This is a genomic window from Sphingomonas trueperi (genome assembly GCF_040545965.1).
GTDB lineage: Bacteria > Pseudomonadota > Alphaproteobacteria > Sphingomonadales > Sphingomonadaceae > Sphingomonas > Sphingomonas trueperi_C.
Genome location: NZ_JBEPMV010000001.1, coordinates 330,441 through 353,969 on the forward strand (window position 1 = coordinate 330,441; position 23,529 = coordinate 353,969).

The 23,529-nt window shown below is 67.6% G+C and carries 24 protein-coding genes and 1 tRNA gene; 13 read left to right on the top strand and 12 right to left on the bottom strand.

The genetic code is table 11. The annotated features are described in order from the left end of the window. Window positions 1-102: 102 nt before the first annotated feature. Window positions 103-876 (bottom strand): polysaccharide deacetylase family protein, encoded by a 774-nt coding sequence (locus ABIC35_RS01655; RefSeq protein ID WP_121078576.1) that lies wholly within the window; start codon window positions 874-876, stop codon window positions 103-105. 193 nt (window positions 877-1,069) lie between these two features. Between ABIC35_RS01655 and fliF the strand changes: the two genes are divergently transcribed. The 6 genes from fliF to ABIC35_RS01685 all read left to right on the top strand — a co-directional run bounded on the left by fliF (window position 1,070) and on the right by ABIC35_RS01685 (window position 8,698). Beyond that, window positions 1,070-2,674, top strand: a complete 1,605-nt coding sequence (fliF, locus tag ABIC35_RS01660) for a flagellar basal-body MS-ring/collar protein FliF (protein WP_121078578.1) — start codon at window positions 1,070-1,072, stop codon at window positions 2,672-2,674. A gap of 11 nt (window positions 2,675-2,685) precedes the next feature. Next, window positions 2,686-3,045 (top strand): flagellar motor switch protein FliN, encoded by a 360-nt coding sequence (fliN, locus tag ABIC35_RS01665; RefSeq protein ID WP_121078579.1) that lies wholly within the window; start codon window positions 2,686-2,688, stop codon window positions 3,043-3,045. Further along, window positions 3,045-4,376: a sigma-54-dependent transcriptional regulator gene (locus tag ABIC35_RS01670; protein WP_121078581.1), complete on the top strand. Its 1,332-nt coding sequence runs from the start codon at window positions 3,045-3,047 to the stop codon at window positions 4,374-4,376. Before fliN ends, ABIC35_RS01670 begins: the two co-directional genes overlap by 1 nt. Before the next feature lie 23 nt (window positions 4,377-4,399). Next, on the top strand, window positions 4,400-6,481 hold the full coding sequence (gene flhA / locus ABIC35_RS01675) for a flagellar biosynthesis protein FlhA (RefSeq protein WP_121078583.1): 2,082 nt from the start codon (window positions 4,400-4,402) through the stop codon (window positions 6,479-6,481). Between the two features lie 76 nt (window positions 6,482-6,557). Beyond that, entirely contained in the window at window positions 6,558-8,021 is a 1,464-nt protein-coding gene (locus ABIC35_RS01680) for a flagellar hook-length control protein FliK (protein ID WP_121078585.1), read from the top strand. A 17-nt stretch (window positions 8,022-8,038) separates the two neighbouring features. Continuing rightward, window positions 8,039-8,698, top strand: coding sequence for a flagellar hook assembly protein FlgD (locus ABIC35_RS01685; protein ID WP_121078587.1), 660 nt, complete (start codon window positions 8,039-8,041; stop codon window positions 8,696-8,698). Window positions 8,699-9,343: 645 nt separating this feature from the next. Here the strand turns inward: ABIC35_RS01685 and ABIC35_RS01690 are convergent. From ABIC35_RS01690 to ABIC35_RS01715, 6 genes are all read right to left on the bottom strand, one after another. Then, on the bottom strand, window positions 9,344-9,745 hold the full coding sequence (locus tag ABIC35_RS01690) for a hypothetical protein (RefSeq protein ID WP_121078589.1): 402 nt from the start codon (window positions 9,743-9,745) through the stop codon (window positions 9,344-9,346). 143 nt (window positions 9,746-9,888) lie between these two features. Beyond that, the gene (locus ABIC35_RS01695) at window positions 9,889-10,743 is read right to left on the bottom strand and encodes a flagellin (RefSeq protein WP_121079577.1); all 855 of its coding nucleotides are present in this window, start codon (window positions 10,741-10,743) and stop codon (window positions 9,889-9,891) included. A 235-nt stretch (window positions 10,744-10,978) separates the two neighbouring features. Continuing rightward, window positions 10,979-11,728, bottom strand: coding sequence for a flagellar basal body L-ring protein FlgH (flgH, locus tag ABIC35_RS01700; protein WP_121078590.1), 750 nt, complete (start codon window positions 11,726-11,728; stop codon window positions 10,979-10,981). Between the two features lie 11 nt (window positions 11,729-11,739). Beyond that, window positions 11,740-12,168, bottom strand: a complete 429-nt coding sequence (flgA, locus tag ABIC35_RS01705; protein ID WP_121078592.1) for a flagellar basal body P-ring formation chaperone FlgA — start codon at window positions 12,166-12,168, stop codon at window positions 11,740-11,742. After that, on the bottom strand, window positions 12,168-12,950 hold the full coding sequence (gene flgG, locus ABIC35_RS01710) for a flagellar basal-body rod protein FlgG (RefSeq protein WP_121078594.1): 783 nt from the start codon (window positions 12,948-12,950) through the stop codon (window positions 12,168-12,170). Before flgG ends, flgA begins: the two co-directional genes overlap by 1 nt. A 22-nt stretch (window positions 12,951-12,972) precedes the next feature. Continuing rightward, window positions 12,973-13,713 carry a flagellar hook-basal body complex protein gene (locus ABIC35_RS01715; protein ID WP_121078596.1) on the bottom strand — a complete coding sequence of 247 codons (741 nt, stop codon included), beginning with the start codon at window positions 13,711-13,713 and terminating at the stop codon, window positions 12,973-12,975. Between the two features lie 117 nt (window positions 13,714-13,830). On the opposite strand from ABIC35_RS01715, the gene ABIC35_RS01720 reads away from it, so the two are divergent. The 4 genes from ABIC35_RS01720 to ABIC35_RS01735 are packed head-to-tail and all read left to right on the top strand — an operon-like array spanning window position 13,831 to window position 16,377. Then, complete coding sequence (locus tag ABIC35_RS01720) at window positions 13,831-14,379, top strand: flagellar basal body-associated FliL family protein (RefSeq protein WP_121078598.1); 549 nt, start codon at window positions 13,831-13,833, stop codon at window positions 14,377-14,379. Next, entirely contained in the window at window positions 14,376-15,395 is a 1,020-nt protein-coding gene (gene fliM / locus ABIC35_RS01725) for a flagellar motor switch protein FliM (protein ID WP_121078599.1), read from the top strand. The genes ABIC35_RS01720 and fliM overlap by 4 nt, the downstream gene beginning before the upstream one ends. Further along, complete coding sequence (locus ABIC35_RS01730; protein ID WP_121078601.1) at window positions 15,392-15,799, top strand: DUF6468 domain-containing protein; 408 nt, start codon at window positions 15,392-15,394, stop codon at window positions 15,797-15,799. The genes fliM and ABIC35_RS01730 overlap by 4 nt, the downstream gene beginning before the upstream one ends. Next, entirely contained in the window at window positions 15,799-16,377 is a 579-nt protein-coding gene (locus ABIC35_RS01735) for a MotE family protein (protein WP_121078603.1), read from the top strand. Before ABIC35_RS01730 ends, ABIC35_RS01735 begins: the two co-directional genes overlap by 1 nt. A gap of 156 nt (window positions 16,378-16,533) precedes the next feature. Here the strand turns inward: ABIC35_RS01735 and ABIC35_RS01740 are convergent, their stop codons facing one another. Beyond that, complete coding sequence (locus ABIC35_RS01740; protein ID WP_121079579.1) at window positions 16,534-16,950, bottom strand: hypothetical protein; 417 nt, start codon at window positions 16,948-16,950, stop codon at window positions 16,534-16,536. A gap of 89 nt (window positions 16,951-17,039) precedes the next feature. Between ABIC35_RS01740 and ABIC35_RS01745 the strand changes: the two genes are divergently transcribed. Together ABIC35_RS01745 and ABIC35_RS01750 are read left to right on the top strand one after the other, a co-directional pair. Further along, complete coding sequence (locus ABIC35_RS01745; RefSeq protein ID WP_354278183.1) at window positions 17,040-17,252, top strand: hypothetical protein; 213 nt, start codon at window positions 17,040-17,042, stop codon at window positions 17,250-17,252. Next, window positions 17,252-19,078, top strand: coding sequence for a hypothetical protein (locus tag ABIC35_RS01750; protein WP_121078607.1), 1,827 nt, complete (start codon window positions 17,252-17,254; stop codon window positions 19,076-19,078). Before ABIC35_RS01745 ends, ABIC35_RS01750 begins: the two co-directional genes overlap by 1 nt. On the opposite strand, the gene ABIC35_RS01755 is transcribed toward ABIC35_RS01750, so the two are convergent. The 3 genes from ABIC35_RS01755 to folK all read right to left on the bottom strand — a co-directional run bounded on the left by ABIC35_RS01755 (window position 19,068) and on the right by folK (window position 22,001). After that, a complete protein-coding gene (locus tag ABIC35_RS01755; RefSeq protein WP_121078609.1) occupies window positions 19,068-21,233 on the bottom strand; it encodes a TonB-dependent receptor in 2,166 nt (721 codons plus the stop codon). The two genes, ABIC35_RS01750 and ABIC35_RS01755, sit on opposite strands and share 11 nt — an antisense overlap. A 203-nt stretch (window positions 21,234-21,436) precedes the next feature. Further along, window positions 21,437-21,512, bottom strand: a tRNA-Lys gene (locus tag ABIC35_RS01760). Window positions 21,513-21,524: 12 nt separating this feature from the next. After that, window positions 21,525-22,001, bottom strand: a complete 477-nt coding sequence (gene folK / locus ABIC35_RS01765) for a 2-amino-4-hydroxy-6-hydroxymethyldihydropteridine diphosphokinase (protein ID WP_121078611.1) — start codon at window positions 21,999-22,001, stop codon at window positions 21,525-21,527. 23 nt (window positions 22,002-22,024) lie between these two features. Between folK and ABIC35_RS01770 the strand changes: the two genes are divergently transcribed. Next, window positions 22,025-22,630 (top strand): uracil-DNA glycosylase, encoded by a 606-nt coding sequence (locus tag ABIC35_RS01770; protein WP_121078613.1) that lies wholly within the window; start codon window positions 22,025-22,027, stop codon window positions 22,628-22,630. Here ABIC35_RS01770 and ABIC35_RS01775 read toward each other — a convergent pair. After that, window positions 22,617-23,522 (bottom strand): flagellin, encoded by a 906-nt coding sequence (locus tag ABIC35_RS01775; RefSeq protein ID WP_121078615.1) that lies wholly within the window; start codon window positions 23,520-23,522, stop codon window positions 22,617-22,619. The genes ABIC35_RS01770 and ABIC35_RS01775 overlap by 14 nt on opposite strands. Window positions 23,523-23,529: the final 7 nt, after the last annotated feature.

Genomic DNA, 23,529 nt, shown 5'->3' on the forward strand with positions numbered 1-23,529 from the left:
TGCAGCTTCTGCCAGTTTCAGGCTGAACCTGCGCTGGAGCGGCCGTTCATCGGCCGTCAAACGCCCATTCATGGTTTCGGATGCGCAAGTGCCGGGCGCAGATCAGCCCGAAACGAGACGCCGCATCTGTTCGCCCACGGTGCGCACCGCGAGCCCGCTGGCCAGCACCATGTCGAGCAGCGCCTCGTGCTGCGCCGCGGTCACCGCCCCATCGCTCTCCGGGCCTGCGCCGACCTGGTGAAACACCAGGATCGCCCAGCGCCGCTCGTGCCGCGCCAGCTGGAGATAGTTGAACACGTCGAGCGGCTGCGCGTCATAGCCGACCGCCAGCGCCTGCAGCCGATAGGGATGCCGCCGCACCCAGCTCGCCGGGTTGGGCGGGCCCTCGCTGTTGCGCGCGCTCTCGATCCGCAACCGCTTGAGCAACGCCTCGTACCGCGCCCGCTCGACATTGGCGCTGCCGGGGCCGAGGTCGGTAACGTCGCAAGGATAGGCGAAGTCGCGCGGCCGCGCGGGTCCGACGACCTTGTCCAGCCACGCCTCCAGCGGCCGGAACTCCTTGTCGGCAAAGGCTTGCGGGCTCAGCGGACCGATATTGCACGGATGGTGCATGGTGTGCGCGCCCAGCTCATGGCCACGTGCCGGCAGCTTTTCCCAGTCGCCAACCCGGCCGACGATATTGTCCCAGGTGACGTAGAAGGTGCCGTGCAGGCCCCGCCGCTCCAGCGCCGGCGCCGCCACGTCAAGATGCGAGGGCAGCCCGTCGTCATAGGTCAGGCTCACGGCTCCGCCTTCGCCCTCCGCCGCCTGCGCGCACGGCGCGCCCAGCACGAGCGTTGCCAGCCCCGCCGCGAAGTGCCGCCTGTTCACCTGCATGTCGCCTCCATCCGTTGGCGATGCCCTTGGCCGCAGCCGCGTGCGCGCGCAACCATGCTTCCGTAGCTTCGCGTAAGTCGAACGACTGCTAGGCAAAAAATTCCCACCCGGCAGAAACTGCCGTTCCGCCCGCCTCCTATAAGTCCATTAACAAGGGGCACTCCGCGCCCCGTAGCTACTGCATGGGGCGGCTTTGGAAGCGATCAAGAATCTGGTGGCGCAACTCGGCACCAAGCGGCTCGCGATGATGGGGGGCGTGGCTTTCGCCCTGCTCGCGGCGCTGACTTTCGTGGCGATGAGCAGCTCCAAGTCGAACATGGGCTATCTCTACACCGACCTCGATCCCGCCGCGGCATCGACGATCACCGAGAAGCTCAAGGCGCAGAACGTCCCCTACACGCTCTCCGCCGACGGCACCGCGATCATGGCGCCCGAGGAAAAGCTCGCCGAACTGCGCATGAGCATGGCCAGCGAGAAGCTGGGCGGCAAGATCGGCTATGAAGTGCTCGACGAGGAGCAGCCCTTCGGCGTCTCCGCCAGCCGCGCCAAGATGAACGAGACGCGCGCCATCGAGGGCGAGCTCTCCAAGTCGATCCAGACAATCCAGAGCGTCACCGCCGCGCGCGTCCATATCGTGATGCCCGAGCGCGCCATGTTCGCGAACGAGAGCCGCAAGGCGACCGCTGCGGTCACCATCAAGACCAAGGGTCATATCGGCTCGGAGCAGGTCGCGGCGATCCGCTACCTCGTCTCCTCCTCGGTCCCCGAGCTTTCGCCCGACGCCGTCTCGGTCGTCGACCAGACCGGCGCGCTGCTCGCCCGCGCGGGCGATCCGGACACCGCCGCTGCCGGCGATGCCGACGAGCGCCAGCAGACCGTCGAAGGCAAGCTGCGCGACGAGATCGAGGCGCTGCTCCAGCCGATCGTCGGCGAGGGCAAGGTCCGCGCAGAAGTCTCCGCCCAGATCGACCGCGATCAGACCCGCGAGGAATCGAACGTCTTCGATCCCGACAAGCAGGTCGTCGCCCGTCAGGTGAGCGTCGAGACCGGGGACCAGAACAAGGAAAGCGACGCCGGCCCGCAGACCGCGTCGGTCGCCAACCAGATGCCCGATGCCAAGGCCAATCCGGGTGCCCCGGGCAGCTCGCGCCAGTCGGCCAGCAACCAGACCTCGGAAGACACCACCTATTCGAACAGCTCGACCAAGACGGTCACGCTGCGCTCGCCGGGCAAGGTTACCCGCCTCACCGTCGCGGTGATGGTCGATGGCGGCCCGAAGGGCTTGCCGGCCGACCAGATCCAGCGCCTGCAGCGCCTGGTGGAAAATGCCGTCGGCATCGATACCCAGCGCGGCGACAGCGTCGTCGTCGAGAGCATGCCCTTCTCGGCGGTGCCGGTCGACGAAGGCAAGGAGAGCCTCTTCTCCAAGCTGCCGATGGATCGGATCTGGACCTTCCTGCAGCTCGCCCTGATCGCTGGTGTCGGCCTGCTCGCCCTGCGCATGCTCAAGCCCAAGCCCGAGCCGCTGCCGATCGAGCCCGAGATGAACATGCTCGAGGCGCAGCAGCAGTCCGAAGAAATGCGGGCGCTGACCGCCCTCGCCGCGGACGGCGATCCCGACGCGCTCGAGAAGCTCGAGCAGATGCAGGTCAGCGAGACCGCGCTGCTCGATCAGGAAATCGCCCTCGCCCAGGTGGACGGGAGGATCAAGCTCTCCGCCCTCAAGCGGATCGGGTCGGCCATCGCGGCCAGCCCGCCCGAGGCCGCCTCGGTGATCCGCCAGTGGATGAACGCATAGGATTTTAGCAGATGACGATCGATCCCCACGACATCATCCCGTCGGACGGCAGCGAGCCCCAGCCCGCCCCCGCGCCCGATTTCCAGGATTTCGAACTGCCGGGCAGCATGCCCGAGGCCAATGGCGGCAGCGCCGGCCTCGAAGCCGTGCACGACGTGCCGGTCAAGGTGCAGGCAGTGCTCGGCCGCGCGCGGATGCCGATCGGCGATCTGCTCGCGCTCAGCTCGGGCACGGTGCTCGAACTGGATCGCCGCGTCGGCGAACCGGTCGACATCTTCGTGAATGATCGGCTGATCGCGCGCGGCGAAGTCGTCCTGATCGATAACGCGCTGGGCGTGACGCTCACCGAAATCGTGCGGCCCGATCGCTGATGGCCAGCCCGATCCGCATGCTCCTGATCGGCGCGCCTGGCAGCGAGTTCCGACTCGCCGCCGAGCTCGCCCGCAGCGCCGGCGCCGAAGTGGCGATGGCCGACACGCCCCAGGACGGGCTGGTCGAGCTGCGCCAGGGCGGTGCCGATCTGGTGATGATCGACGTCGAGGCGGACATCACCGCCTTCATGGCGAGCATCCGCGCCGAGCGCTTTACCATCGCCGTGCTGGCCTGCGGCATCGACGCGCCCGCCGAACGCGCGGTGGCGGCGATCCGCGCGGGTGCGCGCGATTACGTTCCCCTTCCCCCGCAGCGCGAGCTGATCGCCGCCGCCATCGCCTCGGTGGTCGAGCGCAAGGCGCCGGCCTGGATCGGCGGCCACCCCGCTCTCGCCCGCGCGCTCTCGCTGGCAGCCGGTGTGGCACCCAGCGCCGCCCCGGTGCTGATCACCGGCGAGAAGGGCAGTGGCAAGGAAATGATGGCGCGTGCGGTGCATGATGCCTCGGGCCGACCGCAGCCGATGCTGGTCGCCGAATGCTCCGGCGTCGCGCCCGACGTGCTCGAATCCGAATTGTTCGGCCACGAGGCCGGCGCCTTCCCCGGCGCGGTTGCGCGCCGTATCGGTCGGCTGGAGAAGGCCGGGCACGGCACCGTGCTGCTCCGCGAAGTCGGCATGCTCTCGCCCGCGCTGCAGGCCAAGCTGCACGATGTGCTGCAGAAGCAGCAGTTCCGCCGCCTGGCGGGCCACGAAAGCATTCCCTTCCACGGTCGGCTGATCGCGACCTCGAGCCTCAACCTCGATGCGCTGGTCGAAAGCGGCACCTTCCGCGCCGATCTGCTGGTGCGGCTGGGACTGGTACGCGTCGAGGTGCCGCCGCTGCGCGCCCGTGGCGAGGACATCATCGCCCTCGCCCGCTATTTCGCCAAGCGCCACGCCGAAGTCGACGGCCTGCCGCCGCGCGCGTTCACCGACGAGGCGCTGGCGCTGCTCCAGCGCTATGTCTGGCCGGGCAACATCCGCGAGCTGGACGAGACGGTGCACCGCGCCATCCTGCTCGGCCGCGGCGCCGCGATCGTGCCGGGCGACCTGGTGCGCGCCGACGGCACGCCGCTCGCCGAGCTCAACACAGAGACCAATCCCTTGGACATCAACAGCCTGGTCGGCCGCACGGTGGAAGAGGTGGAGCGCGAGCTGATCCTGCAGACGCTCGAGCGCTGCCACGGCAACCGCACCTCGGCGTCGAACATCCTCGGCATCTCGGTCCGCACGATGCGCAACAAGCTGCGCAGCTTCATCGACGCCGGCATCGCCGTCTCGCCCGCGCCCTGACCTCCAGTTTCCGGTAGCAGCCCATGCCTCCCGCCGTCCTGAAATTCCTCGATCGCATCGGCGCCAATCGCGACATGGCGCTTGCCGGCGGCGTGATCGCGATCATCGCGATGCTGATCCTGCCGATGCCCGGCTGGATGCTCGACATGGGCCTCGCCCTGTCGATCACCGTCTCGGTGATGATCCTGATGACGGCTTTGTTCATCGAGAAGCCGCTGGAGCTCAGCGCCTTCCCGACGATCCTGCTGATCGCGACGATGCTGCGGCTGGGCCTCAACCTGGCCTCGACCCGCCTGATCCTCGGCCATGGCCATGAGGGCCCCGATGCCGCCGGCGGCGTGATCGGCGCCTTCGGCGAGTTCCTGATGGGCGGCGAGACCATCATCGGCCTCACCATCTTCATGATCCTGGTGGTGATCAACTTCGTCGTCATCACCAAGGGCGCAGGCCGTATCGCCGAAGTCGCCGCGCGCTTCAGCCTCGACTCGATGCCCGGCAAGCAGATGGCGATCGACGCCGATCTCTCGGCCGGCATGATCAACGAGGAGCAGGCCAAGGCCCGCCGCGCCGAAGTGGAGGCCGAAAGCGGCTTCTACGGCGCGATGGACGGTGCCTCCAAGTTCGTGAAGGGCGATGCCGTCGCCGGCCTGCTGATCACCGCGATCAACATCGTCGTGGGTCTCGGCATCGGCGTGATCGAGCATGGCGTGCCGATCGGCGAGGCGTTCCGCACCTATACCGTGCTCACCGCGGGCGACGGTCTGGTCAGCCAGATTCCGGCGCTGATCGTGTCGACCGCGGCGGGCCTGCTCGTCTCGAAGGGCGGCGTTGCCGGCAAGACCGGCGCCGCGCTGGGCGACCAGCTCGGCCGCTACCCCAAGGCGTTCGGCATGGTCTCGTTCCTGATGGGCGCGCTGGCGCTGATGCCGGGCCTGCCCTTCATCCCGTTCGCCGCCTTCTCGGCGCTGTCGGGCTGGGTCGCCTGGGAAATGTCGCGCCGCTCCACCGCCAAGACCGCGCGCGAGCGGATCCAGGCGGCGCAGGAAGTCGCGCAGTCGCAGGCGGTCGAACAGCCGATCTCCGAGACACTGGCCATCGACGCGGTGCGCATCGAGATCGGCTACGCGCTGCTGCCGATGATCAACGACGATACCCGCGAACCCCGGCTCGACGACCAGGTGCGCGCACTGCGCCGCCAGATGGCGACCGAGTACGGCTTCGTGCTCCCGTCGGTCCGCATCATCGACAATATGGGGCTTAAGCCCAACGAATATGTCATCTCGATCAAGGAGACCGAGGCGGCCCGCGGCGACATCCGGCTGGAGAAGCTGCTGCTGATCAATCCGGGCGGCGGCTCGGTCGGCCTGCCGGGCGAAGTCACCAAGGAACCCGTGTTCGGCCTGCCCGCTTTGTGGATCGATCGCGAGCTGCGCGATGAAGCCGGCTTCCGCGGCCTGACCGTGGTCGATTGCGGCACGATCATCGCGACGCACCTGACCGAGCTGGTGAAGGAAAACATCGCCGATCTGCTCTCCTATACCGAGACGCAGAAGCTGCTGACCGAAGTCCACAAGGAATCGGAAAAGCTGGTGGCGGACATCATCCCGTCCAAGGTCTCGGTGTCGAGCGTCCAGCGCATCCTGCAGAACCTGCTCGCCGAGCAGATCTCGATCCGCGACATCCCGACCATCCTCGAGGGCATCGCGGAATCGGCGCCGCTCACCAGCAACCTGACCACGATCACCGAGCATGTCCGCAGCCGCCTTGCCCGCCAGATCAGCGCTTCGCAGGCGCGCGGCGACGCGATCCCGGTGGTGACGCTCTCGGCCGACTGGGACCAGGCCTTCGCCGACAGCATCCTCGGCGCGGGCGACGATCGCCAGCTGGCGATGGCGCCCTCCGCGCTCCAGCAGTTCATCGGCGCGGTGCGCGAGACCTATGACCGGCTGGCGCAGGACGGCGAGATTCCTTGCCTGCTCACCAGTCCGTCGATCCGCCCGTTCGTCCGCTCGATCATCGAACGCGTCCGCCCGGCGACGGTGGTGCTGTCGCAGAACGAGATCCACGCCCGCGCGCGCATCCGTGCGCTCGGCGTAATTGGCTGACCCGCAACGATCGTTCCGGCGATCGTCCTATAATGGTTTGGAACGGCCTCTTTCCGGCCGTGCATGAGGCGACTGCATGAACGTCACGAACATCGGCTCCCCCTTCGCAGCCCCCGTCCCCCAGGAGGGCGCTGCGAATGCGGCCGCCGGCGCCGGCTTCGCCGGATTGCTGGGCGGGCTCGGCGGGCCGACCGGGTGGGGCGCGCAGGGTCTCGTCTTTGCGGGCGGCGGCGCCACCGGACTGCTCGGCGCGCAAACCGGCGCACCGCTGCTGCCGGTCACGCCCGATGCGAACGCGCTGCCGGGCGACAAGCCGCAGGTGGGCATGACCCAGCTGCTCGCCACCGCCGCGCCGGGCGCCGTCACCCCGCCGGTCGCGACCGGCGGCAACCCGCTCGCCGATGCCATCGCCAAGGCGCTCGCCGATGCGCGCGGCAACGCCGAGGAAGCCACCACGACTCCCGGCGAACCCGCGAAGCCCGGCACCGCCGCGCCCACGCCGAAGCCGACCGCCGCCGACACCAAGCCGGAGACGACAGACCCGCTCGCCGAACTGCTGGAAGCAGCCGCACCTAAGCCGACCGAAGACGCCGCGCCCGCGCGTCCTGCAACGACCGTGAAGGTCGCCAAGCCCGCGCGCGGCGCCGGTGGCGACAAGAACGGCCTGGATCCCGCCGGCGCGCCGCTGCCCGCGCCGGAAGCGGCTACCCCGGTGGTCGTCCAGCCGGTCGCCGTGCCCATCGCCCAGCAGCAGCCGACCGCCCAGCCCGCCGCCACGCAGCAGCCCGCGGCGCAGAGCAAGACCAGCGGCGTGACCGGCCCGCGCTACGCCAAGGCGGACGCCATGACCGGCAACGACACCGCGCCCGCGCAGACCACCAACGAAAAGATGGCCGATCTCGCCGATGCCGTCGCCGCACGCCCCCATGGGGGTGGCAGCACCGATGGCGGCAGCGCCGGCGACCATGGCCAGCAGAATTTCGGCCAGCAGCTCGCCGCCGCGGACATGAACCATGGCGGCACCGGCGCGGTGCCCTTCCCCACCGCCTCTAGCCATGTCGCCCCCGCATCGAACGCAGCCCCCGCCGCCCCCGCCGCGGAGCCGGTGCTCAACGCCCGCGCCGGCGAGCTGGGCCGCAGCCTCGGCGTCGAGATCGCCCGCAAGGTCGATGCCGGCGAGGACACGCTGCGCGTCCGCATGAACCCAGCCGAGCTCGGTCGCGTCGAAGTCACCCTCGCCTTCGACGACAAGGGCCGCGTCCAGGCAACGATGCGCGCCGAAAGCCAGCACACCCTCGAACTGCTCCGCCAGGAAGCCCCCGATCTGGGCCGCGCGCTCGATCAGGCGGGCATCCGCAGCGACGCGAGCAGCTTCCGTTTCGAAAGCCGCGACGGCGGCACCAGCAGCGGCGGCAACGGCCAGCAGGCCTCGCAGCAGCAGTCGCGCGGCGGCAACCAGCAGTTCCACGACGAACCCGACGCCCAGACCGCGGCCTATCGCCCGGTCCGCAGCGACGGCCAGGTCGACCTCATCGCCTAACGCTCAGGAGTAGCGCCATGACTCTCGTCTCTTCCGCCACTGCCAATGCGGGGCAATCCGCCACGAACGATTCGTCGACCAAGCTGACGGCGGACTACAACCTGTTCCTTAAGCTGCTGACCACGCAGCTGCAGAACCAGGATCCGACCAATCCGATGGACAGCTCGCAGTACACCCAGCAGCTTGTGCAGTATTCGCAGGTCGAACAGTCGATCACCCAGAACAAGACGCTGAACTCGATCCTGTCGAGCCTCAACATGAGCTCGCTGACCTCGAGCACGGCGATGATCGGTCAGCCGGTGCAGCTGAGTTCGGACAAGGCGGGCCTCAGCGCCACGACCCCGGCGCAGTGGCAGTGGGATGCCACCAACCCGATCGACAAGCTGACCGCCACGATCACCGATGCCAAGGGCAAGACGGTCGAGAGCTTCGATCTCGACGTGAAGGGCAGCTCGGGCCAGTTCAGCTGGGACGGCAGCACCAAGAGCGGCACCAAGTACACCGATGGCCTGTATCAGCTGACGCTTTCCGGCACGACCACCGCCGGCGCGAAGATCAGCACCACCGCCACGGCCCTGGGCAAGGTGGAGGACGTCCAGATGCTCAATGGATCGCCGGTGGTATCCATCAATGGGGCCCAATACCCCACCAGCATGATCTTGAAGATCGCAAAGTAACCTTTGCGCTCCGTAGTATCGCCTAGGGACACAAGCTTAAGTACAAATCCTGTAGCAAGTTAGCCCAGGATTCGTTTCTCTCCCATCCGATTCTGCGATATAACGAAATCAGAAGCAGCGAGGACGTTCCGATCCCCTCACGATCCCCGCGCTTCCATATTTGCCGAGCCCCCCGCTCGGCATAGCGGCAGGCCAGTTCCCCCCAACTGGCCTGCCGCTCGCATTTTGAGGGCATCGCGCCCCCTCCCGCGGCATCCGCGTCGGCCATCGCCGGCATCGCCCCGAGCATGGCTCGGCCGCGTCACGCACGTTTCTCCTACATCGCCGCTGCTCCCCCGCAACCGCGTAGACGAGCGCCAGGCGGCATGCCCAGGCATAGGCAGATTGCAGCACCTGCCGGCGGCTTGGTCAGAGACGACGCTGCGCGGACGCGCGGACGGCCGGGCTGCCGCATGGAAGGTGGAAGGTCAGCAGCGCCGCGAAACGCCGACGTCGTTCCCGCGTAGCAGGGATCCCTGCGCCTGGAAGCTTAGAGAGCGATCCACGATTGCAGCGCCAATGAGTCCCCGCCTTGGCGGGGAGCGCGAGGCCCGGTGGGAATGACCCGTCGTCCCGCCGCAGCGGACGCACGACCGGCCATGGGGATCAGTGGATGCGCGCCTCGGCGCGGCGGGTCAGCTCGCGCGCATGCGCAGCGACGATGCACAGCTCGGCATAGAGACGGTCCCAGAAGGGCGCAGCGATCTCAAGGCTAGCGGCGCCTTCCTGGCTGAGCACCAGCGCAGCGCTGGGATCGAGTTCGAGCCGGAATCGCGTGGCGAACATGCCGTCGACATGCTCGTCGGGAAGGCCCTGCGGTACGGAGAGCCGTGCGGACATGATGTAGCCGGCGAGCACGTCCACGCCATAGCCATCGAGCAGGATTCGCGGCCGTCCGCCCAGATCGGGCCGTTCGACAACGATCAGCGCGCCCGAGGGATGCTCTTCGACGCTGACGCGCAGGCGCCCGCCAAAGGCATCGGTGATTTCGCGAATCCTCGGAAACAACGCCGATCTCCCAGTTTCCCATCATTATAGAAGCGGAAACCATATTACCCGCGATGAACGCGGGCAAAAAAAGAGGGCCGGGATGGCGTACCATCCCGGCCCTCCGCAAGCCTTCGGCCCCCCAGGGTTGGGGCCTTGGGCTATTAGCGGAACAGCGAAGTGATCGTCTGCGGCGCCTGGTTGGCGATCGACAGAGCCTGAACACCGAGCTGCTGCTTGACCTGCAGAGCCTGCAGTCGAGCCGATTCCTTCGCCAGATCGGCGTCGACGAGGTTGCCGATGCCGCCCTCGATCACGTCCGAGAGCTTGCTGGTGAAGGTCTGCTGAGCATCGATCTTGCGCGAAGCGGCGCCGAGCGTGCTGAGCGTGGTCTTCAGGTTGGCCGAAGTGGTCTTCAGCGTGTCGACCATCGTCTGCGCAGCGGCCTGGGTGTTGATCTGGCCGGTCGAAGCGACGGTGATCGTCGAGCCGCCGAGGTCCAGACCCTGGTTCGCCACGGTGAGCGAGTCCGGGTTCCAGTTGGTGGTCGACGTGTCCGAGTCCTGCAGCGACTGCAGCGCGGTCACCTGACCACCCGAAGCCTTCAGCAGGTTCGTGCCGTTGAAGTCCGAGCCGTTGACGATCGTGGTGATCTGGTCACGAAGCGCGGTGAAGTCCTTGTTCAGGGCGTCGCGGGTCGCGGTGTCGATACCATTGTCGGCAGCCTGCTTGGCCTTCGCCTGCATCTGGTTGACGATGTCGTTGATCTGCTCGGCGCCGGCAACGGCGACGTCAGTCACGCTCTTCGCGCGGCTGAGCGACGACGAAACCGCCTTCAGGCCGCCGAGGTCGCCACGCAGGCCACCAGCGATCGTGTAGGAAGCCGAGTCATCCTTGGTCGAGGACACGGACAGGCCGGTGTTGATGCGGCTCTGCGTGGTGGCCAGGTCCTTCTGGGTCGCAGTCAGGCTCTGGAGAGCCGCCATTGCGCCGACGTTCGTGTTAACCGAAAAAGCCATGATGATTTCCTTCTTGGAAAAAGAGCCGCTTCTGCGACCCGGGTCGGAACCGCCGACCCGCGACTGGGCGTGAATGCCCTGCACGTCCATTGTGGGAAGAAAATCGAACCGACCAAAATTCCCCTGAAAATTTTGATGGTTACCGGAAGATTAAGATAAACATCCGGTAAATGCGAAAAGGGCCCGCCGGGATTTCCGGCGAGCCCTTTCTTGTACGTTAGCCTGGAATCGAGCGTCAGAAGGGGAACAGCGCATCGTAGATCTGCTGGCCCCAGCGCGCCTGCTGCGCATCGGTCAGCTGCCCCTTGCCGCCATAGATGACGCGCGCCTCGGCGATCTGGCTGTGCTGGATCGAATTGTCGCGGGCGATGTCTTCGGGCCGGATGATGCCGGTGACGATCAGCTCGCGCATCTCGAAGTTCACGCGCACTTCCTGGCGACCGCGGATCATCAGGTTGCCGTTGGGCAGCACCTGGGTGACGATGGCGGCCATCGTCATGTTGATCGTCTCCGATCGGACCGTGGTGCCGCCGCCGGAGTATTTCGAGCCCGAGCTGGTATCCACCAGTTTGGACGGATCGCTGTTGGTCAGCTTCCTGATCGGGGTCTGCAAGCCCAGCAGGCTGGCAACGCCGGCCGATTCCGATCCGCCGCGGGTGCGCGAGGTATTGTTGCCGATATCGGCCTTGTCGGCGATCGCGATCTTGATCGTCAGGATGTCACCCACCCGCCCCGCGCGCTGGTCGCGGAAGAAGGCGCCGGCGCCGGTGCGGAACAGCGACGCGCTGGGTGCATTGGCCGGCTGCTCCGGGCGCACCCGGTTCGAGCGATCGAGCGGCGACGCGAGCGAAGGCTCGACATCGGGGGCATCGACCGGGTCCATCGTGGAGAGCTTGGGCGCCTTGCCCACTGCCTTCAGCCTGCCGACCGCACCGCAGCCCGAGAGCGTGGCGGTGAGCGCCAGCGCGAGAATGATCTTACGCATGTACCTATCCCTCAGGGAGTGGAGATCCGCACCGTTCCCGATCCGTCGACGACGCCGTCGAGCGTACGGTTGGTGGCAGTGACGACGATCCGCACCGGATCGCCCTGTGCACCGCTGCCCAGCGCACGGCCGGCAGCGGTGATGACCATTGCGCCGGAGACGATCCTGGCCGTCACCGGCTCGCCGCGCTTCACCAGCTGCGGCTTCATCACGTCGCCGCGGCGGAGCAGCGTGCCGGGGGTGAGGGCGCGCGATGCGTCCATCCCCACGGCGTCTTCCGGGCGGAGCGCGCCGCGCGCGCTCGCCTCGGGGCGGGTTTCGATCGAGAGGTCGCCCATCTCGATCCGTTCGCCACGCGCGACCGGCTGCTGGACCACCGCCACCGGCACGTCCTCGGCAGGCACCGCCACGCGCAGCAACAGGCCCAGCAGCGCGGACATCAGCGCAGCTGGCTGGTCGTCGCCAGCATTTCGTCGGCCGTCTTGAGCACGCGGCTGTTCATTTCATAGGCGCGCTGCGCGGTGATCAGCGAGGTGATTTCGGAGACCGGGTTGACGTTCGAGCCTTCGATGAAGCCCTGGGTCAGGGTGCCGATGCCGGTATCGCCCGGCGAGCCGACCGTCGGCTGGCCCGAAGCGGCGGTTTCGAGGAAGAGGTTGCCGCCCTTCGCTTCGAGGCCGTTCTCGTTCATGAAGGTGGCGAGCTGGAGCTGGCCGAGCTGCTGCGGCTGGGTGTTGCCGGCAACGGTCACCTCTACCAGGCCGGTCTTCGAGATGCTGACGTCGAGCGCACCCTGCGGGATGGTGACGCCGGGCTGCACCGGATAGCCGTCCTGCGTCACCAGTTCGCCCTGATCGGAGATCTGGAACGAGCCGTCGCGGGTATAGGCGGTGGTGCCGTCGGGCATCGTCACCTGGAAATAGCCCTTGCCCTGCACCGCCATGTCGTAGGGATTGTCGGTCTGCTGCAGCGAACCCTGCTGGTTGATGCGATAGACGCCGCCGGTCTTCACGCCGGAACCGATCTGGATGCCGGCCGGCACCTTGGTGTCGCCGCCGGTCGACGAGCCGGGGCGCGATACCTGCTGGTAGAGCAGGTCCTGGAACTCGGCGCGCTGCTTCTTGAACGCGGTGGTGTTCATGTTGGCGATGTTGTTCGAAATCACGTCGACGTTGGTCTGCTGGGCCAGCATGCCGGTCGCGGCGATGGAAAGCGTACGCATGGAGATTATCCCTTCGTGAAATTCAGCTGACGCGGCCGAGCTTGTCGATCGCGCTCTTGCGCAGGTCCGACATCGAGTTGGAGAGGCTCTGGCTGGTCTGGTAGGCGCGCAGGATCTGCATCATGTCGGTCGTCTCGACGATCGCGTTGACGTTCGATCCCTCGACGCCGCCGCTCACCAGCTTGGTCTGCGCCGCCGGCAGTTCGCGGCCGCCGGTGGCGGTGAACATGTCGTTGCCGCGCGGATCGACCACCGCCTCGCTGTCGAACACCGTCACCGCGATGCGGCCGAGCGGGCCGTTTTCGCCCATGACCGTGCCGTCCGGATTGACGTTGACCTTGCCGGCCTCTTCGGGCGGAACCTTGATCGGCTTGCCACCCTCGCCGAGGATGACCTGGCCGCCGGAGGTGGCGAGCTCGCCGCTCTCCAGCACCTTCACATAACCCGCGCGCGTATAGGCAGTGGTGCCGTCGCCGGCCTGCACCGCCAGATAGCCGGGTCCGTCGATCATCACGTCGAGCGGGTTGCCGGTCGGCTGGAACGCGCCGTTCGAGGCATCGTGGACCGCGCCGTAATCGAGCACGAACGATGTTTTCTCGGCGGCCTTTACCGCGCCGTCGGTCTGTTCCACATATTCGCGGAACACCGGCTGCTCGCGCTTGAACCCCACCGTATTCATGTTGGCGATGTTATTCGCCACCACATCCATCCGGCGCCGCAGCGCCTGCTCCTGGCTGAGGAGCACGTAAGAGGAGATGTCCACCGGACCGTCCTTCGAAAAATGGTCACTAGGCAGAAATTGCCGGGTGACGGTTCTATAATAGAGGGAAATCGGACGTGCGGACGCCGCGGCCGATAAATCGGAAGGTCCAGGGTTATTATGTCGGCCGAGATCGTCGAGGATAAGAGCGCGCAGGAGGCCCCGGCGCCCAACAAGAAGAAGAAGCTGATCATCATCGGCGCCGCCACCGTGGCCGCGCTGACGCTGGGCGGCGGCGGTGCCGCTTTCTTCATGGGCGGCAAGAGCGCGGCCAAGACCGAGGCGCATGGCGAGGAAGCCGCCGCCGCGGACGAAGGGCATGGCGAAGGCGACGCCAAGGAAGGCGGCAAGGAAGGCGAAGGCAAGGGCAAGTTCGTCGACGTGCCCACCGTCTCGGTCAACCTGCGCTCGCCGGACGGCGCGCCGCGCTTCCTCAAGCTGCATCTGATCCTGGTGCCCGGCCCCAAGACGACCGACGCGGCGCTCAAGGACAAGCTGCCGGTGGTGCTCGACGCCTATCAGCCCTTCCTGCGCGAACTGCGCCCCGAGGATCTCGGCGGTTCGGCGGCGGTGTACCGGTTGAAAGAAGAGCTGATGGTACGCGCCACCCGCGTACTCGGCCCCGGCATGGTCAAGGAAGTTCTCATTCAGGACCTGATCCAGCAATGATCGATCTAGACGATTTCGACCTCCCAGATCCGCCCGCGGCTCCGTTCGGCGACGATATCGGGAATTTCGGCCAGGCGGACATCGACGCGCTGTTCGGCGGCAGCGAACCGGTTCTGAAGAAGAAGGGCCTGCGCGCCGTTCTGGAATCGAAGGTCATCAGCCACGAACGGCTGCCGATGCTGGAAGTGGTGTGCGACCGCGTGGTCCGCAGCTTCGCCAGCTCGATGCGCAACATGACCTCGGACGCGATCGACGTGAGCCTGGAGGAAGTGACCTCGGCCCGTTTCGGCGAGTTCATGAACCGCGTGCTGCTGCCGGCGATGGTCGGCGTGTTCAAGATCGCGGAATGGGAAAGCTACGGCCTGATCACGGTCGAATCCGGCCTGATCTATTCGGTGGTCGACGCGCTGCTCGGCGGCCGCGGCAGCAACACGCCCAACGTGATCGATGGCCGCGGCTTCACCCCGATCGAGACTTCGCTGGTCTCGCGCGTGCTGGAAACGGCGCTGCGCGACTTCGCCGACGCGTTCGAACCGATCGAGCCGGTGAACATGAAGCTGGAGCGCATCGAGACCAACCCCCGCTTCGCCGCGATCGCCGCCACCTCGAACATTTGCGCCATCGCCACCTTCCGGGTGGACATGGACGGGCGCGGCGGCTGCATCACCCTGGTCTTCCCCTACGCCACGCTCGAGCCGGTGCGGCACAAACTGCTCCAGCGCTTCATGGGCGAAAAGAGCGGCCGCGACAGCATCTGGGAGGCGCACATGGCCTCCGAGGTCCGCAAGACCAACGTGACCGTCAACGTGCTGCTCGGCGAAAAGGCGCTGCCGCTTTCCGACCTGGAAGAGCTGCAGGTCGGCCAGACCATCGCCTTCGACAAGAGTCCCGACGACGCGCTCGACATGGCGTGTGGCGACATCAAGCTCGCCCAGGCCCAGATCGGACAGCGCAGCGGCCGCGTCGCCGTGCGCCTGGTCAACGACGTTTCCCGCACGAGGAAGAAAGTATCATGAGTATCGCGCTTTTCGCCAATGTGCTGACGATCATCCTGTGCGTGGCCGTGCTCGTGCAGAGCATGCGCATGATGCGCAGCCTTCGCGCCGTGAAAGAAGGCGCCCTTACCGATGTGGTGAAGGCGCTGGACAACGCAACGGTGCAGGCCCGCTCGGTGCTTTCCGACATGAAGGCAACGCTGGGCACCGATTGCGCGCGCCACGCGCGACTGGTGGAGCAGGCCCGCGACCTGCGCGACGAGCTTTCGGACATGATCGGCATCGCCGACAGCGCCTGCGAGCGCATCGTCTCGGCGGTGAGCCTCGCCAACGCGCTGCGCGTCGCCGGCGAAGAGGCCGCCGCCCAGGAAGCGGAAGCAGAAGCTTCGATCGACGACACGCCTGCCACGCGTGAGGCCGCATAATGGCGCGTCCCTCCCTGCTGCTGCTGATGGCGGCCGCCTCCGCGATCGCTGCGGTGGCCAATGCCGCCAGCATCGCCACCGGCGATCAGGACGGCACCAACAAGACCCGGCTCGGTAATTCCATCGAGCGCGACCTGAGCGCGCGCGATCAGGATGCCGCCAAGCGCCAGCGCGCACTCGACCTGCGCGAGCAGGCGGCCAAGGCCGCCGAGCAGCGGCTGGCGCAAAGCGTCGAGGCGCAGCAGAAGGATGCGACGGCGGGAACGCCGGGTGCGCCCGGGGCGCCCTCGCCCGCGGAAGCCCAGTTCGACGAGCTCGCGCGCATCTATCAGGCCATGAAGCCGGCCAAGGCCGCGGCGGTGTTCGAACAGCTCGACATGGAAGTGCAGATGAAGGTGGCGCAGCGCATGCGTCCGGCCTCCACCGCGGCGATCCTGGCGGCGATGTCGCCCAAGGGCGCGGCGTCGCTCAGCATGGCGCTGGCACGCAAGAGCGCGACGAAGCCGATGGCGCCGGCCGCAGCGCAGGCCGGTCCGGCCGTGGCCGGTCCCACCGGCCCGGCCCGCAAGCCGGGCTGAGGCGCCCTCGTTCCAATGCGGTCATCCCGGCAAAAGCCGGGATCCATTCGCCACTACGCATAGGCTCGAGCCGAACCGTAGAAGCCAATGGATCCCGGCTTTCGCCGGAATGACGTCGTTTGGGGTTTGAAATACGGGAGCTTGAGCCCCGAAGGATCAGTTCTGCGAGGCGCCCACTTCGACGATCAGCACGCGGCCGAGGTCCGGTGCAACGGTCTTGAGCGCGCCGGTCAGCGTCTTGTCGAGATCGGCGACGTTCACCGCGCGCAGCGCCGAGGCATCGAGTCGCGCGAATTCCACGCCCCCGGCGATCGCCGCCATGCGCAGGTTGGGCATCGCCTCGGCCAGCTTTTCGGCCGTCGCGGCGTCGTGCACCTCGAGCACAAGCTGGAAATTAAGCGTGCCGGCGACTCGGTCCGAATCGACGATCGGTACTGCGATCGGCTCCATCTTCACCAGATGCAGACCCTCGCCTTCGCCACCACCACCGGAGGCAAGCGCACGCCCTGCCGGCAGCGGCGAGACCGCAATTGCCACCAGTCCGAGCATCGCCAGCGTCTGCTTGCCGCGCACCAAATTTCTCCTGCTAATCGTATGGGTGCGGCCGCCGCTGCGGCCACGCACGTCCTATAAATAAGGGACAAGCACTTAACGGATTACAAATGAGCCACGATCAACGCCCTGCCCGGATGCGCGTCGTCGCCGATGCTGGCGCTCGCGGCAACGCCGTCGACACAAGCGAGACGCAGAACGGCGAGGTCGGCGAGGCTGGCGTCGCCGCGGGCGGACTGCCGATCGTGCCCGCCATGATCTTCATCATCGCCTGCATCATCGGCGGCGGCGTCGTTACCTATCTCATGGCCGGAGCCCATTGATGCGCCGTTTGCTGATCGTCGCACTGCTCGCCAGCACCGCCGCTGCCCCGCCCAGCGATCCCGCCCATGCCCCGGCCGATCATGGCGCCACCCCCGCGGCACCCGTGGCACCCGCGGCCGAGATGCCCGTCCCCGCAGCATCTGCCGCCGGCCGCCCGGTGCTGCCGCCCTTCGCCGCCACCCTCGCGCAGATGCCGATCGTCACCGACAGCCGCGACTGGCCCGAGCTGAGCGAAGAAGCGGCCTGGGACGAGATCATCCACGCCAAGCCGGAAACCCGCCAGCTCGCCCGCTGGCATTATGTCGGCTCGCTGATCCGCCGCGGCCTGGGTGCCGAGGCGCTGGGCGTGCTGGAAACGATGGAATCCGACGACGAGGATCTCGCGCTCGTCGCGCCGTTCCAGCTCGCCACCGGCGCCGCGCTGGTGATGATCGGCCATAACCGCGACGCGGTCGAAGCGCTGTCGCTGCCCGAGCTCGAAGGCAATGCCGAGGCTTGTGCCTGGCGGGTCCGCGCGCTGGCCGGCACGGGCGATGCCAAGGCGGCCGCCCGCCAGATCAATTGCGCCGTCCCCGCGATCAACGGCCGCACGCCGCAGGAGCGCAAGCCCTTCACCCTCGCCGCCGCCCGCGGCGCGATCGCCATCGGCCAGGGTCAGCCCGCCATCGCCTGGCTCAAGCTGTTCGGTGATCAGGACCCGCAGGCCAATCTGCTGCGCGGCAAGGCGCTGCTCGCCTCCGGCGATGCGGCCGAGGGTCTGTTCCGCCTGTCACGCGCCGAGCTGAGCGGCGGTCCGGAGATCCAGGCAGAAGCCAAGCTCGCGCATATCGAAGGCGACTTGAAGCTCCACCGCATCGATCCGGCTGAGGGCGTCAATCGCCTCGAAGCGCTCCGCTATGGCTGGCGCGGCGATGAGATCGAGGCCGGCGCGCTCCGCCTCGAATATCAGCTGGCGCTGGAGACCAACAATCGCCGCGCCGCGCTGCGCAGCGCCGCCACGCTGTTCCGCTTCTATCGTCCTGACGGCGATGCCGGCCCGATGCTCAAGCAGATCCAGACCTGGCTGGCCGAGATGCTCGCGCCCGACAGCGGTACCCCGCTGCCCGAGGCAGCCGGCCTTTACTGGGACTACAAGGAACTGGGCCCCGCCGGTGCCGAAGGCGACGCGCTCGCACTGCGCCTGGCCCAGCGGCTGCAGGATGCCGGCCTCTATCCGCGCGCGGCCGAGCTGCTCCAGTATCAGCTGATGCAGCGCCGGCAGGACGTGGCGCAGGGCCCGCTCTCGGTGAAGGTGGCGTCGCTGTTCATCCTCTCGGGCGACCCGGTGAAGGCGCTCGACACGCTCCACGCCACCGAGCAGGCGAGCTATTCGGACGCGATGCGCTTCGATCGCAAGCGGATCGAGGCGGTGGCGCTGTACAAGCTGGGTCGCGAGGATGCGGCGATGGCCGCGCTGGAGGGTGTGCCCGGCGGCAGCGGCGTGCGCAGCGAGATCCACTGGCGCACGCGCAACTGGGGCTCGTTCATCACCGAGAACGAAGCCACCCTGCCCGCCCCCGGCGCGATGACGCCGCCCGCCCAGGCGATCGTGCTCCGCCAGGCGGTGGCGCTGGCGATGCTCAACCAGGAAGCCAAGCTGCAGGCCCTGCGCGCCCGCTACGGCGCGGCGTTCAAGGCACTGCCCAGCGCGCAGGCGTTCGACCTTCTGACCCAGCCGTCGCCGACCGTCGATCCGGCCCGGATCAGCGCGGCCATGGCGGCGATCCCCGAAGCGAGCCCGACGGGCGCGATCGGGGACCTGATGGACGCGACGACTACAAGCTGAAGCGCAGCGTCGCGCGCAGGTCGCGGCCTGCGAGCGGCGCATAGTCCTTCAGATAGCTGCTCGCGCGGCGGGCCTCGACGTCGAACAGATTATTGGCGGACAGGGTCAACGTGGTGCCTGGCATCGTCGGAAACGGCTTCAGGCTGAGCGTGGCGTTGACCATGGTATAGGGTGCGGTGCGCGTCTCGAACGCGGCGATGCGGTTCTGCACGAACACGTGTTCCGCTTCCACCCGGCCGGTGATCCGCTCCGACTGCGCCTCGATCCCGCCCAGCACGCGCGGCGCCGGGATACGCGGCGCGGGGCCCTCGTCGACGATGTTTGCGTGGACGTAATCGCCCAGCGCATCGAGGTTGACGGTATAGTCGCCCAGCTGCGCCAGTCGCACCGATCCTTCCGCCTCGAAGCCATAATAGCGTGCGTCGCGCTGGGTGAACTGGAAGCAGGGCAGGTCGACGGTGCGCTCGCTGGGTGCCGCCGCTGCCTGGCAGACCGCCTGCGGCGCATGGTTGTCGCTGATATAGTTGGAGAACCAGTTGTAATAGGCCGAGGCGTCGAAGCTGTAGCCGTCGCCGTGCGCGTGCAGCGTCGCTTCGAGCCCCCAGCTCTTCTCCAGCCGGAAATCGGGGCTGCCCAGCTCATAGGCCTCGGTGCCGGCATGGGCGCCGTTGGCGAACAGCTCCTCGGCCGACGGCGCACGCTCGGTGTGCGACAGGTTCAGGCCGATCCGCAGGTCACGCGCGACCCCATAGGAGGCGCCGACCGAGCCCGACAGCGCCTGGAAGCTGCGCTTGCCGTTGAAGAAGCGCGTGTCGTCCAGCACCGGATTGGCCGAGAGATCGGTGAACTCGTAGCGCAGCCCCGCCTCGGCCTTGAGCGCGCCCATGTCGAGCTGCTGGAGCGTGAACAGGCCGACCTGCTGGGTCTTGTTCTTGGGCAGGAAGGCCTCGTCGCCCTTCACGTCGAAGTCGCGCGCGAAATATTGCACGCCGCTCGCACCCTTCCAGGCGCCGTGATCGGCCTGAACCAGCTCGAGACGGCCTTCGAGCCCCTTGTTGTAGAAGGCAGTGCCGACGCCGCCATCGGGCTCCAGCTCGAAGTGGCGATAGGCGGCATAGCCGGCGCGCAGCCGCACCTTCTGGAGAAAGCCGCCGCCGGTCTCCGCCTCGGCGCGCAAATCGAGCCGGTTCTGGACGACGCTCAGCCGCGGTGCTTCCTGGCCCTCCCCGGGCTGGGTCGCGAAGCGGATCGGCACGCCGTAGAGGCTGTCATAATGGCTATAGGCGATGCCGAGCGTGCCGGTATCGGTGATGATCGCGGCGCCGGCGCCCGCGGTCCAGGTCTTGGCGGCGCTGTTGGGCAGGCGGTTCTTCACCGCGGCATTGGCGGCGAAGTCGATCGGCTCGGGGTCGTTCGGGTCGGCGGGCAGCGCCGCACTCGCCAGCGCCTGACGGCGCTTTTCGGCGGTGAGTGCATAGCCGCCGATCTTCAGGTCGCTGGTCTTGGCATAGGAGCCGTCGGCATGCAGCACGAGATGGCTGCCCACCGCCACGTCCCCTGCCCCGCCGACCGAACGCTCATCCGCGGCCGAGCCATAGGTACCGATGCCGCTCAGCCGATAGCCCTTCTCCGGCACGCTGCGGGGAATGCGGCTGTCGATCACATTGACCACGCCGCCCATCGCCGACGAGCCGAACAGCAGCGCCGAGGGGCCGCGCAGCACCTCGACGCGCTCGGCGAGCAGCGGATCGATGATCACCGCGTGATCGGCCGAGGTATTCGACACGTCGATCGAGCCGATCCCGTCGGTCAGCACACGCACCCGCTCACCCTGGAAGCCGCGCAGGATCGGCCGCGAGGCGTTCGGCCCGAACGAGCTTGCCGACACGCCCGGCTGGCGCGCCAGCGTCTCGCCGATCGTCGGCCGCAGGTTGCGGGTCAATTCCTCGCCGGTGACGACCGACGTGCCGGACAGCACGTCGGTTTCGCTCAGCCGATAGGGCGCGGTGACGATGATCGCCGGCGGCTGCTGCGCGGTCTGGTCCTTGGCCTGCTCGGTCTCGGCGGGCGCGGGCGGTGCGCGATCAGGATCCGCAAACGCCGAAACGGGCAACAGCACGAGCGAGGAAGACAGGAGAAGGACGCGACGCGACATCAAATACCACTTTCTGAAGGGAGCGTTACGCGGGGATGTACCGGGGATGATATATGGTATCAAGGCAAATATATCGCAGTGCGGCAGAATGCGTCGGCACGCTGCGTGGCATCGCGCCGTGCCGTCTACGCAAACCACGGGCCGCCGCCCCCCGAATACGAGAGATGCCGAGCGCTGCAAAGGAATTGGTATCGAGGCTTCGGTGGTGGGTCCGCCGGGATTCGAACCCGGGACCTCTCGATTAAAAGTCGCTTGCTCTACCGACTGAGCTACGGACCCACATCCCGCCACCTAGGCGCAGGGGCGCCGTCGGTCAACCGCGTGCAGCAACGGAAGCGTCGTGCGCCCTGTCACCGGGTCACGCCATGTAGGTGCCACCTCCGCCAGCGGTGCCAGCACGAAGCGGCGCGTGCGATAGTGCCAATGCGGGATCGTCAGCGTCCGGCTGGCCCAGCAGCCGCCCGACCACAGCACGATGTCGATGTCGATTACCCGCGCGCCCCAGCGCTGCCCGCGGCGCCGGCCGAAGGCGCGCTCGATCCCCTTCAGCCGGCGCAGCAATGCCTCGGGCGCTTCGTCGGTCTCGACCTCGGCGACGGCATTGGCGAAACGACGGATCGAAGGGCCCACCGGCGCCGTCTCGTGGATGCGCGACACCGCGCGGACGCCGCCGATCGCGGCCAGCGCCGCCCGCACCTCGGCACGCGGGCCGCCATGGCGGCCGCGGCGGTTCGATCCCAGTGCGATGATGTAGCTTGTAACAAACACGCCCCCGCGCCTATCGCGGCCGCATGCTTACGCCAAGCCCCGAACCCGATCGCGACTGCCCGCTCTGTCCGCGCCTCGTCACGCTGCGCACCCAGTTGCGCGCCGAGCAGCCCGAATGGTGGAACGCGCCGGTCCCGATGCTCGGCGATCCGGACGCACCGATCGGGATCGTCGGCCTGGCCCCCGGACGGACGGGAGCGAACCGCACCGGCCGTGCCTTCACTGGCGACGATTCGGGCGTACTGCTTTTCGCGGTGCTGGAGAAGCTCGGGCTGGCGGAAGCGGGTGAACCCAAGGGGGTGCAGATCCTCAACGCGGTGCGCTGCCTGCCGCCGGAGAACCGCCCTACCCCGGCCGAGATCCACGCGTGCCGCCCGTTCCTCGCCGGGCAGTTGCGCGCGCGGATCGTCGTGGCGCTGGGCGAGATCGCGCACCAGTCGGCGGTGAAGGCGCTGGGCGGCAAGCTGCCCAAGGCGCGTTTCGCACACGGTGCGGAGCACCGCCTGCCGAAAGGGCAGACGGTGCTCGATAGCTATCACGTGTCGCGATACAATCAGAGCATCGGCCGGCTGACCGAGCCGATGCTGACTGCGGTGTTCGAGCGCGCGATCGCGCTCAGAGATATTTGACGAGGCTCAGGCTGGAGAGCTGCGAGAACACCGAGTAGCTCGCCTCGAGCACGGTCTTCTGCTGCGACAGGTCGATCGCGACCTGGCCGAGATCGGCGTCCTCATTGTCCTCGATCACCTGCTGCAGCAGCAGCGAACGATCTTCGCCCCGTGCGGTCAGATCCTCGATCTGGCTCTGCTTGCGGCCGTTGTCGGCGTTGACGGCGCTGAGCTGCTTGAGGCCCGAGTCCAGCTTGGTAACGACGCCCTGCAGCGCGGTGACCTGCGCGTCGGTAAGTTTGTCGCCGATCGGGCCGATCTGCGCCATCGCCTGATAGGCTTCATACAGGCCGGATCCGAACGAGCTGGCGTTGACGCCATATTGCACGTCCAGTCCATCGGCAACGCGCGCGGTGGCGAGGACATTGTCGTCATGGAAGGCCTGGGACGCCGGCACCGTCGCCGCATCGGCAAGCGTCGTGACCGAGAAGGGGGCGCCGTCGGTCTGCGATCCGCCGAACAAGGGCACGCCGCCTTCCGTCGCGTTCAACGAGGACCGCATCTGCGAGAAAGAGCTTTCCATCGCCTGCTGCAGGCCGGCCGAATTGCCGGTCCCGATAGCGGTCAGGATCTGCTTGCGCAGGTCCGTGTTGCTGGTCTGCACACCTTCGATATGCCCCTGATACAGCGACATGGTGGTGCCGACGCGCTTGGCGACGTTCGACTGCGCCTTTTGCTGCTCGAGCAGTGTGTGCGCGGAGAGATTGCGCACCGCCTCGGTGCCGAGCGAGGCGAAGTCGGTCGCCTTCTTGCCGGTGGACAGCTGCTTCTGCGTGATCGCGAGCTTTTCCTGCGCGCTCGAAATGGCGCTGGCCATGGTGCGCTGGAGCGGAATGGTGGCAACACGGGTCATGGGTCAG

Excerpts from the sequence above, each read along its gene's own strand:
- ABIC35_RS01775 (WP_121078615.1), bottom strand. The coding sequence starts at position 23,522 with ATGACCCGTGTTGCCACCATTCCGCTCCAGCGCACCATGGCCAGCGCC.
- flgH (WP_121078590.1), bottom strand. The coding sequence starts at position 11,728 with ATGCGTAAGATCATTCTCGCGCTGGCGCTCACCGCCACGCTCTCGGGC.
- fliM (WP_121078599.1), top strand. The coding sequence starts at position 14,376 with ATGATCGATCTAGACGATTTCGACCTCCCAGATCCGCCCGCGGCTCCG.
- fliN (WP_121078579.1), top strand. The coding sequence starts at position 2,686 with ATGACGATCGATCCCCACGACATCATCCCGTCGGACGGCAGCGAGCCC.
- ABIC35_RS01730 (WP_121078601.1), top strand. The coding sequence starts at position 15,392 with ATGAGTATCGCGCTTTTCGCCAATGTGCTGACGATCATCCTGTGCGTG.
- ABIC35_RS01685 (WP_121078587.1), top strand. The coding sequence starts at position 8,039 with ATGACTCTCGTCTCTTCCGCCACTGCCAATGCGGGGCAATCCGCCACG.
- flhA (WP_121078583.1), top strand. The coding sequence starts at position 4,400 with ATGCCTCCCGCCGTCCTGAAATTCCTCGATCGCATCGGCGCCAATCGC.
- ABIC35_RS01695 (WP_121079577.1), bottom strand. The coding sequence starts at position 10,743 with ATGGCTTTTTCGGTTAACACGAACGTCGGCGCAATGGCGGCTCTCCAG.
- ABIC35_RS01655 (WP_121078576.1), bottom strand. The coding sequence starts at position 876 with ATGCAGGTGAACAGGCGGCACTTCGCGGCGGGGCTGGCAACGCTCGTG.
- ABIC35_RS01745 (WP_354278183.1), top strand. The coding sequence starts at position 17,040 with ATGAGCCACGATCAACGCCCTGCCCGGATGCGCGTCGTCGCCGATGCT.
- flgA (WP_121078592.1), bottom strand. The coding sequence starts at position 12,168 with ATGTCCGCGCTGCTGGGCCTGTTGCTGCGCGTGGCGGTGCCTGCCGAG.
- ABIC35_RS01735 (WP_121078603.1), top strand. The coding sequence starts at position 15,799 with ATGGCGCGTCCCTCCCTGCTGCTGCTGATGGCGGCCGCCTCCGCGATC.
- ABIC35_RS01755 (WP_121078609.1), bottom strand. The coding sequence starts at position 21,233 with ATGTCGCGTCGCGTCCTTCTCCTGTCTTCCTCGCTCGTGCTGTTGCCC.
- ABIC35_RS01680 (WP_121078585.1), top strand. The coding sequence starts at position 6,558 with ATGAACGTCACGAACATCGGCTCCCCCTTCGCAGCCCCCGTCCCCCAG.
- flgG (WP_121078594.1), bottom strand. The coding sequence starts at position 12,950 with ATGCGTACGCTTTCCATCGCCGCGACCGGCATGCTGGCCCAGCAGACC.
- ABIC35_RS01670 (WP_121078581.1), top strand. The coding sequence starts at position 3,045 with ATGGCCAGCCCGATCCGCATGCTCCTGATCGGCGCGCCTGGCAGCGAG.
- ABIC35_RS01750 (WP_121078607.1), top strand. The coding sequence starts at position 17,252 with ATGCGCCGTTTGCTGATCGTCGCACTGCTCGCCAGCACCGCCGCTGCC.
- ABIC35_RS01770 (WP_121078613.1), top strand. The coding sequence starts at position 22,025 with ATGCTTACGCCAAGCCCCGAACCCGATCGCGACTGCCCGCTCTGTCCG.
- ABIC35_RS01720 (WP_121078598.1), top strand. The coding sequence starts at position 13,831 with ATGTCGGCCGAGATCGTCGAGGATAAGAGCGCGCAGGAGGCCCCGGCG.